Consider the following 9,666-nt stretch of genomic DNA (forward strand, 5'->3'; position numbering starts at 1 on the left):
CCCTCTGGAACCGACCGCGCCCGCTCAGGAGAGCCCGAGCTCCTTGTCGATGAAGTCGAAGATCTCGTCCGACGTCGCCGACTGGATCTTGTCCGGCACCGCCTTCTTGCCCGAGGTGGGCGACTCCTGCTCCGCCTCGCCCCACTTCAGGAGGAGCGTCTGCAGGCGCGTGGTGATCCGTGGCCGGTCCACGTCGTCGGCGGAGATCGTGGCCATCGCCGCTTCGATCCGGTCCAGCTCGTCGAGGATCGGTGTGGCCGCCGAGACCCCGTCCTCGACGACGTCGGTGCGCAGTCGCCGGGCGAGCGCCACGGGCGTCGGGTGGTCGAAGACGATCGTCGCGGGCAGGCGCAGGCCCGTCGCCGCGTCGAGCCGGTTCCGCAGCTCGACGGCGGTCAGCGAGTCGAAGCCGAGTTCCCGGAAGGCCCGCTGGGACTCGACCGACTCCACCGAGGGGAAGCCGAGCACGACGGCCACCTGGGTGGTGACCAGGTCGAGCAGCACGCGTTCCTGTTCCACCTCCGGCAGTCCGGCGAGCCGCTCACGCAGTTCCGAACCGCCGGTCTCGAACCGCGCGCCGGTACCGCCCGCGGTCGCGGCCTCCAGGACCCGCCGCGCCTCGGGCATCTCGTCCAGCAGCCTGCTGGCCCGTACGGCGGTGTAGGACGGGACGAACCGCTCCCAGTCCAGGTCGGCGACGGCCAGGTGCGTCTCCTGGAGGTCGAGGGCCTGTTGGAGTGCCTTGACCGCCAGCTCCGGCGTCATCGCGGCCATGCCGCCGCGCCGCAGCCGGTCCTCCAGCGCCCCGTCGACCGCCATGCCGGCCTCGGCCCACGGGCCCCAGGCCACCGATGTGGCGGCGAGACCCTGGGCCCGGCGCTGCTGCGCCAGGGCGTCGAGGTAGGCGTTGGCCGCCGCGTAACTTCCCTGGCCGGCCCCGCCGATCGCCCCGGCGAGCGAGGAGAACAGCACGAACGCGGACAGGTCGAGACCCTGGGTGAGTTCGTGCAGGTGGCGGGCCCCCTCCACCTTGGGACGCAGCACGCCGGCCACCCGCTCCACCGACATCGAGTCCAGGACGCCGTCGTCCAGGACGCCCGCCGCGTGCACGACGGCGTGCAGCGGGTACCGCTCGGGGATGGCGGCCAGTACGGCGGCCAGGGCGTCGCGGTCGGCGATGTCACAGGCCGCGACGGTCACCTCGGTGCCCAGGGCGGTGAGTTCGTCGCGCAGTTCGGCCGCGCCGGGGGCGTCCAGGCCACGCCGGCTGGTCAGCACCAGGTGTTCGGCGCCGGCGCTCGCCAGCCACCGGGCCACCTGGCCTCCCACTCCCCCGGTGCCGCCGGTCACCAGCACCGAGCCGCGCGCGTTCCACGGCCGGGCCGTGGTCCGCGGCGCGGCGGCCCGTACCAGGCGCCGGGTGAACACGCCGGACGTGCGCACCGCCACCTGGTCCTCGAACTCGCCGGCTCCGCCGCCCAGCACACCGGACAGCCGGTTCGCGGCGCGCTCGTCCAGCGTCTCCGGGAGGTCCACCAGGCCGCCCCAGAGCTTGGGGTGCTCCAGTCCGGCGACCCGGCCAAGGCCCCAGACCTGCGCCTGGGCGGCGCTGCGCAGCGTGTCGGACTCGGTCACCGACACGGCGCCCCGGGTCGCCACCCACAGCGGGGCTTCGACACCGGCGTCCACGAGTGCCTGGAGAGCGACGAGGTTCAGCGCGAGCCCTCGCGGCACCACCGTGTGGCCGACGCAGGGGTCCTCGTCCAGGGCCAGCAGGGAGAGCACCCCGCCGACGACCCCGTCGGACGCGCCCTCGATCGCGGTGCGCAGCCGCTCGGCGACCGCCGCGCGGTCGATGTCCGCCGCGCCGTCGAGCACGATCCGGGCCACGCCCGCGCCCTGCCGCTCGAGCGTGGACACCGCGGAGGTGACCAGCGCGTCGTCGGCGTACGGCTGGGGGACCATGACCAACCAGGTGCCGGTCGGCGCCCGCTCCGCCAGCTCGGACACCGCGTTCCACGCGATCTGGTAGCGCCAGCCGTCCACCGTGGACCGCTCGCGGTGGCCCTTGCGGTACGACGACAGGGCGGGGAGCACCTCGGTCAGCGAGGCGTCTCCGTCCACGTGCAGCGCGGCGGTCAGCGCCTCCAGGTCCTCGCGCTCGACCGCGTCCCAGAACCGGGCGTCGACCGAGTCCGCGGAGGCGGAGGTGTCGAGGGCGCCGCCCTCGGGGGCGTCCAGCCAGTACCGCTGCCGCTGGAACGCGTACGTCGGCAGCTCGACCCGCCGGACGTCCTGGCCGGCGAACAGGGCCTCCCAGTCGACGGTGGCGCCGTTGACGTGGAGTTCGGCCAGCGCCGTCGTCAGCGCCTGGACCTCGGCGCGGTCCTTGCGCAGCGCGGGCACCACGACGGGGGCCGCGGCCTCCTCCGCCGTCAGGCACTCCCGGGCCATCGCCGCGAGCACTCCGTCGGGGCCGACCTCAAGGAACCTGGTCACGCCCGCGTTCTCCAGGGAGCGCAGCCCGTCCAGGAAGCGCACGGCCTCCCGCGCGTGGCGCACCCAGTACTCCGGCGAGCACACCTCGTCGGCGCCCGCCGACTTGCCCGTCACGTTGGACACCAGGGCGATGGTCGGCGGGGCGAACGACAGCTCCTCGACCACCTTGCGGAAGTCCTCCAACATGGCGTCCATGCGCGGAGAGTGGAACGCGTGGCTGACCCGCAGCCGACGGGTCTTGCGACCCCGCTCGGCCCACTGTTCGGCGATCTCCAGCGCCGCGCCCTCGTCACCGGCGACGACCACGGCGTTCGGGCCGTTGACCGCGGCCATGCTCACCTCGGCCTCACGACCGGCGAGCGACTCCGCGACCTCCTCCTCGGACGCCTCGATGGCGACCATCGCCCCACCGTCCGGCAGGGCCTGCATCAGCCGGCCACGCGCCGCGACCAACGTGCACGCGTCCTCAAGAGAGAACACCCCGGCCACATGCGCGGCGGCAATCTCGCCGACGGAGTGGCCGATGAGCACGTCCGGCCTGACGCCCCAGTGCTCAAGGAGCCGGAACAACGCCACCTCGACCGCGAACAGCGCGGGCTGCGTGAACGCCGTCTGATCCAGCAGTTCGGCGTCCGCACTGCCCTCCGCCGCGAACACCACGTCCTTCAGCGGACGGTCAAGCACGACGTCCAGGTGCGCGCACACCTCGTCCAAGGCGCGGGCGAACACCGGGTACGCCTCGTACAACTCCCGGCCCATGCCCAGGCGTTGCGCACCCTGACCCGAGAAGAGGAACGCCGTGGCCCCCGTCGGGGTCGCGACCGAGCGTACGACGCCGGGGGCGTCCTCGGCGGTGGCGACGGCCTCAAGGCCGCGCAGCAGCTCCGCGCGGTCCGCGCCGGTCAGTACGGCACGGTGCTCGAACACCGCACGGGTGGCGACCAGGGAGTAGCCAACGTCCCTCAGGCTCAGCTCCGGTTGTGCGATCAGCTGTGCCCGCAGCCGCCGCGCCTGGGCCCGCAGCCCGTCCGCGCTCCGGGCGGAAAGCGTCCAGGGCGCCGCGCCACGGTCGTCGGGGGACGCCACCTCGGCCGGCCGGGTGTCCTCGGTGTCCGAGGGGGCCTGCTCGATGATGGTGTGGGCGTTGGTCCCGCTCACACCGAAGGCGGACACGCCGGCCCGGCGCGGATTCCCGCTCTCGGGCCACTCGGTGGCCTCGGTCAGCAGCCGTACCTCACCCGCCGACCAGTCCACCTGGCTCGACGGCTCGTCCACGTGCAGCGTCTTCGGCAGTACGCCGTGCCGCATCGCCAACACCATCTTGATGACCCCGGCGAGGCCGGAGGCGGCCTGAGTGTGACCGATGTTCGACTTCAGCGCGCCCAGCAGCAGCGGACGACCCTCGGGGCGCTCCTGGCCGTAGGTGGCCAGCAGCGCCTGAGCCTCGATCGGGTCACCCAACGACGTGCCGGTGCCGTGCGCCTCGACCGCGTCCACCTCGGCGGGCGACAGTCCCGCGCTGGCCAGCGCCTGACGGATGACCCGCTGCTGCGACGGGCCGTTCGGCGCCGTCAGACCGTTGCTGGCGCCGTCCTGGTTGACCGCCGAACCCCGCACGACGCCCAGCACCTGGTGGCCGTTGCGCCGCGCGTCCGACAGCCGCTCCACGAGCAGCACGTCGGCGCCCTCGGACCAGCCCGTGCCGTCCGCCGCGTCCGCGAAGGGCTTGCAGCGGCCGTCGGGCGCGAGCCCGCCCTGCCGGCTGAACTCGACGAACGCCATCGGGGTGGCCATCACCGCCACACCGCCGACCAACGCCATGTCGCACTCGCCCTGCCGCAGCGACTGGCAGGCCAGGTGCAGGGCCACCAGCGACGAGGAGCAGGCGGTGTCCACCGTGATGGCGGGGCCTTCCAGGCCGTAGGTGTAGGCGAGGCGGCCGGAGACGACGCTGCCGGCGTTGCCGGTCAGCAGGTGGCCCTCGACGTCCTCGGGCACCGTCTCCAGGTTGGTGCCGTACCCGGAGCCCGAGAAGCCGACGAACACACCGGTCCGGCTGCCCCGCACCGAAGCGGGGTTGATGCCCGCCCGCTCGAACGCCTCCCAGGAGGTCTCCAGGAGAAGGCGCTGCTGCGGGTCGGTCGCCAGGGCCTCGCGGGGCGAGATCCCGAAGAAGCCGGGGTCGAACTCGCCCGCGTCGTAGAGGAACCCGCCCTCGCGGGCGTAGAACGTGCCCGGCCGGTCCGGGTCGGGGTCGTACATGCCCGACAGGTCCCAGCCTCGGTCCGTCGGGAACGACGAGATGGCGTCACCGCCGCCGTCGATCAACTGCCACAGGTCCTCCGGGCTCCGCACCCCACCGGGCAGGCGGCAGCTCATGGAGACGATCGCGATGGGCTCGTCGTCCGCACCGGCGCCCGCGGGGCCCATGGGGCCGGTGGCCGGCGCCGGGGACGTGGCGCCCAGTACCTCGGTGCGCAGGTGCGCCGCGAGCACGCCGGCGCTGGGGTAGTCGAAGACCAGCGTGGCGGGCAGGACGAGACCGGTCTCGGCGGCCAGCCGGTTGCGCAGGTCGACCGCGGTCAGCGAGTCGAATCCCAGGTCGCGGAAGGCCCGGTTCGGCTCGACCGTCTCGGCGGAGGAGTAGCCGAGTACGGAGGCGGCGTGCCCGCGTACCAGGTCGAGCAGCACCCGGTCCCGCTCGCCCTCGGTGAGCGGCTTCAGCCGTTCGCGCAACTGGGCCCCGGCGGCGTCGGCGCTCTCGCCGTCGCCCCCCTTCGTCTCCAGTGCCCGGACCTCGTCGAGGTCGCTCAGGAACGGGCTGGGCCGGACCGCGGTGAAGGAGGGCGCGAACCGCTCCCAGTCCACGTCGACGACCGTGATCACACCGTCGTCATCCGCCACCGCGCGTTCCAGAGCGGAGATCGCCAACTGGGGCGCCATCGCGGGCAGTCCGCGCCGCGCCAACTGCTCCCCCGCGCCGTCCCGGGTGGCCATGCCGTCTTCGGCCCACGGGCCCCAGGAGACGGCGGTGCCCGCGAGACCCCGCGCGCGGCGGCGCTCGACCAGTGCGTCCAGGAAGGCGTTCCCGGAGCCGTAGACGCCCTGGCTGCCGCCGCCCCACACGCCGGAGATGGAGGAGAAGACCACGAACGCGTCGAGCTCACGGTCGCCGAGCAGCTCGTCCAGGTTGACGGCGCCCGCCACCTTGCCGGACACGACCGTCGCGGCGTCGGCGAGGTCCGTCTCCAACAGGGGGGCCGCGAGCGTGACACCCGCCGCGTGCACCACCGCGGTGAGCGGTCGGTGCTCCGGTACGGCGTCCAGGACGGCGGCGAGCGCGTCGCGGTCGGCCGCGTCGCACGCGGCCACCGTCACCCCGGCGCCCATGCCCTCCAGCTCCGCCTTCAACTCGGCGGCGCCCTCGGCGTCCAGACCGCGCCGGCTGGTCAGCACCAGGTGCTCGGCGCCACTACGGACCAGCCAGCGAGCCACCTGCCCGCCGAGCCCGCCCGTGCCACCGGTCACCAGCACGGTGCCGCGCGCCCGCCACGAGGTCCCCTCGCCGGCGGACGCGGCAGAGCGCGCCAGGCGGCGTACGAAGACGCCGGAGCCGCGCACCGCGACCTGGTCCTCGCCGCCCTCGGCGGCCAGCACACCGGCCAGCCGTTCCGCACCGCGCGGGTCCAGAGACTCGGGCAGGTCGACCAGACCGCCCCACAGGGGCGGCAGTTCCAGGCCGGCCACCCGGCCCAGCGCCCAGACCATCGCCTGCGCCGGGCTGGTGAGCCGGTCGGAACGGCCCACCGAGACGGCGCCGCGCGTACCGCACCACAGCCGGGCCGGAAGCTCGGCCTCGACCAGGGCCCGCAGCAGCACCAGGGTCAGCGCGTAGCCGCCGGTCAGCGCCGGATGGTCGGGGCAGGGCCGCTCGTCCAGGGCGAGCAGCGACAGCACGCCGCCCAGCTCGGGCGCATCGGCGGCCACCGCGCGCAGCCGCTCCGCCAGCACGTCCGCGTCGAGGTCCCGCTCGTCCACGACGACCGGGACGGCGCTCGCGCCATGCCGTTCGAGTCCGGCGACAACGCCCGAGACCAGTTCGTCCTCGGCGAGGGAGGCCGGAACCACCACGAGCCACGTCCCCGACAGCGAGCCGTCGGCGGCGTCGGAGAGCGGCTTCCACGTGACCCGGTAGCGCCAGCCGTCGACCGTGGACCGGTCGCGGTTGTCGCGGTGGTACGCGGACAGGGCGGGCAGCACGGCGCTCAGCGGCGCCTCGCTGTCGACCGCCAGCGTCCCGGCCAGCGACTCCAGGTCCTGGCGCCGCACCACGTCCCAGAACCGCTCGTCGACGGAGCCGGCACCATCGGCCACGCCTCCGCCGGGCGGCAGGCCGAACCCGTCGAGCCAGTAACGCTCGCGCTGGAAGGCGTACGTCGGCAGCTCGACCCGGCGGGCGCGGCGGCCCTCCAGGGTGCGGGCCCAGTCGACCTTGGTGCCACGCGCGAACACCTCGGCGGCGGAGGTCAGGAACCGCTCCAGGCCGCCCTCGTCGCGGCGCAGGGTGCCCACGACCACGGCCTGGGCGTCAGCGGCCTCCACCGTCTGCTGAACGGGAAGCGTCAACACCGGATGCGGACTCACCTCAACGAACACACCATGCCCGGCGCCCAGCAGCGTACGAGTCGTGGCCTCCAACTCGACCGTCTGGCGCAGGTTCCGGTACCAGTACTCGGCGTCCAGACCCGCCGTGTCCACCAGCTCACCGGAGACCGTCGAGTAGAACGGCACCTGCGAGGTACGGGGCTTCAGGTCCGCCAGGACCTTGAGCAACTCCTCGCGGATGGACTCCACGTGGGCGGAGTGCGAGGCGTAGTCCACCGGCACCCGACGGACCCGCACCTCCTCGCCCTCAAGCTGGGCGACCATCTCGTCCAGCGCACCCGGATCACCGGAGACCACGACCGAGCCGGGACCGTTGACCGCAGCGACCGATATCGCACCGTCCCAGGCGGCGATGCGCTCCTTGACCTGGTCGACCGGCAACCCCACCGACACCATCCCGCCACGACCCGCCAGACCGGCGGCTATCGCCTGCGACCGCAACGCCACCACCTTCGCGGCGTCCCCCAGTGACAACGCACCGGCCACACACGCCGCCGCGATCTCACCCTGACTGTGACCCATCACAGCGTCCGGCTCCACACCCACCGAACGCCACAACTTGGCCAGCGACACCATCACCGCGAACAACACCGGCTGCACCACATCCACCCGGTCAAAACCAGGCGCACCCTCAACACCACGCAGCACATCCGTCAACGACCAGTCCACATGAGCAGACAACGCCGCCTCACACTCGGCCACCGCCTCAGCGAACACCGGCGAGGCATCCAACAACCCCACCGCCATACCCACCCACTGCGCCCCCTGACCCGGGAACACGAACACCGAACGACCACGCACATCGGCCACACCACGCGTCACACCCGAGACCACCTCGTCCCCGGCCAACGCACCCAACCGCGCCAACAACTCCTCGCGACCAGCACCCGTCACCACCCCACGGTGCTCGAACACCGAACGCGACCTCACCAACGACAACGCCACATCAGCCGCGTCCAGTTCGGGACGCTCGGCCACGAACTCCCGCAACCGACCAGCCTGCGCCCGCAACCCGGCCGCGCTACGGCCCGACACCACCCACGCCACCGGACCATCGACGACCCCGGCCGCGGGCTGCTCCGCCGCCTCGGCCCCCTCGACCTCCGGCGCCTGCTCCAGGATCGCGTGCGCGTTCGTCCCGCTGATGCCGAACGAGGACACGCCTGCCCGCCGGGGCTGCTCGGTCTCGGGCCAGGCAGTGGCCTCGGTGAGCAGCCGGATGTCGCCCTCGGACCAGTCCACCTGGGGGGACGGCTCGTCCGCGTGGAGGGTCTTGGGCAGCAGGCCCTCGCGCATGGCCATCACCATCTTGATGACCCCACCGACGCCGGCGGCGGCCTGGGAGTGGCCGATGTTGGACTTCAGCGAGCCCAGCCACAGCGGCCGCCCCTCGGCCCGCTCCTGACCGTAGGTGGCCAGCAGCGCCTGTGCCTCGATCGGGTCACCCAGCGCGGTGCCCGTACCGTGCGCCTCGACCGCGTCCACGTCGGCCGGCGTCAAGCCCGCGTTCCGCAGTGCCTGGCGGATCACCCGCCGCTGCGAGGGGCCGTTGGGCGCCGTGAGGCCGTTGCTGGCGCCGTCCTGGTTCACCGCGCTGCCCCGCACCACGGCCAGCACGGGGTGTCCGTTGCGCCGGGCGTCCGAGAGCCGCTCCAGGAGGAGCAGGCCCACGCCCTCGGCCCAGCCGGTGCCGTCGGCGCCCGCGCCGAACGCCTTGCACCGGCCGTCGGGAGCGAGCCCGCCCTGTCGGCTGAACTCCACGAACATGCTGGGGGTGAACATGACCGCGACGCCGCCCGCCAGGGCCAGTGAGCACTCCTCCTGGCGGAGCGCCTGGCAAGCGAGGTGCAGGGCGACCAGCGACGACGAGCAAGCGGTGTCCACCGTCACCGCGGGCCCTTCCAGGCCCAGGGTGTAGGCCACCCGGCCGGACACCACGGAGGTGGCGTTGCCCGCGAGCAGCAGCCCCTCGACGCCTTCGGGCATCTCGCTGACCCCGGCGCCGTAGCCGGAGGACGAGGCGCCGACGAAGACACCGCCCTGGCTGCCCCGCACCGACGTCGGGTCGATCCCGGCGCGCTCGAACGCCTCCCACGCGGTCTCGAGGAGCAGCCGCTGCTGCGGGTCGGTGGCCAGGGCCTCGCGCGGGCTCATGGAGAAGAAGCCGGGGTCGAAGTCGCCGGGGGCGTCCAGGAACCCGCCCTCGCGGACGGAGAAGGTCCCGGACCGCTCCGCGTCGGGGTCGAAGAAGCCGTCGACGTCCCAGCCCCGGTCGGGCGGGAACTCGGTGATGCCGTCGCCGCCCTCGGCGACGAGCCGCCACAGCTCCTCCGGAGTCCGCACGCCCCCGGGGTACCGGCAGCTCATCGCCACGATGGCGATGGGCTCCCGGTCACGCTCCTCCACCTTTCGAAGTCGCCGACGAGCCTGACGCAGGTCAGCCGTCACCTTCTTGAGGTAGTCAAGGAGTTTTTCGTCGTCCGCCACTATCCCCAGCCCCTT

At 73.5% G+C, this 9,666-nt stretch carries 1 protein-coding gene; it reads right to left on the bottom strand.

The features are described from left to right. Positions 1-24: 24 nt before the first annotated feature. Entirely contained in the window at positions 25-9,651 is a 9,627-nt protein-coding gene (locus OYE22_RS05460; RefSeq protein WP_277319349.1) for a type I polyketide synthase, read from the bottom strand. Between the last annotated feature and the right edge of the window lie 15 nt (positions 9,652-9,666).

Source organism: Streptomyces sp. 71268, assembly GCF_029392895.1.
Classification (GTDB): Bacteria; Actinomycetota; Actinomycetes; order Streptomycetales; family Streptomycetaceae; genus Streptomyces.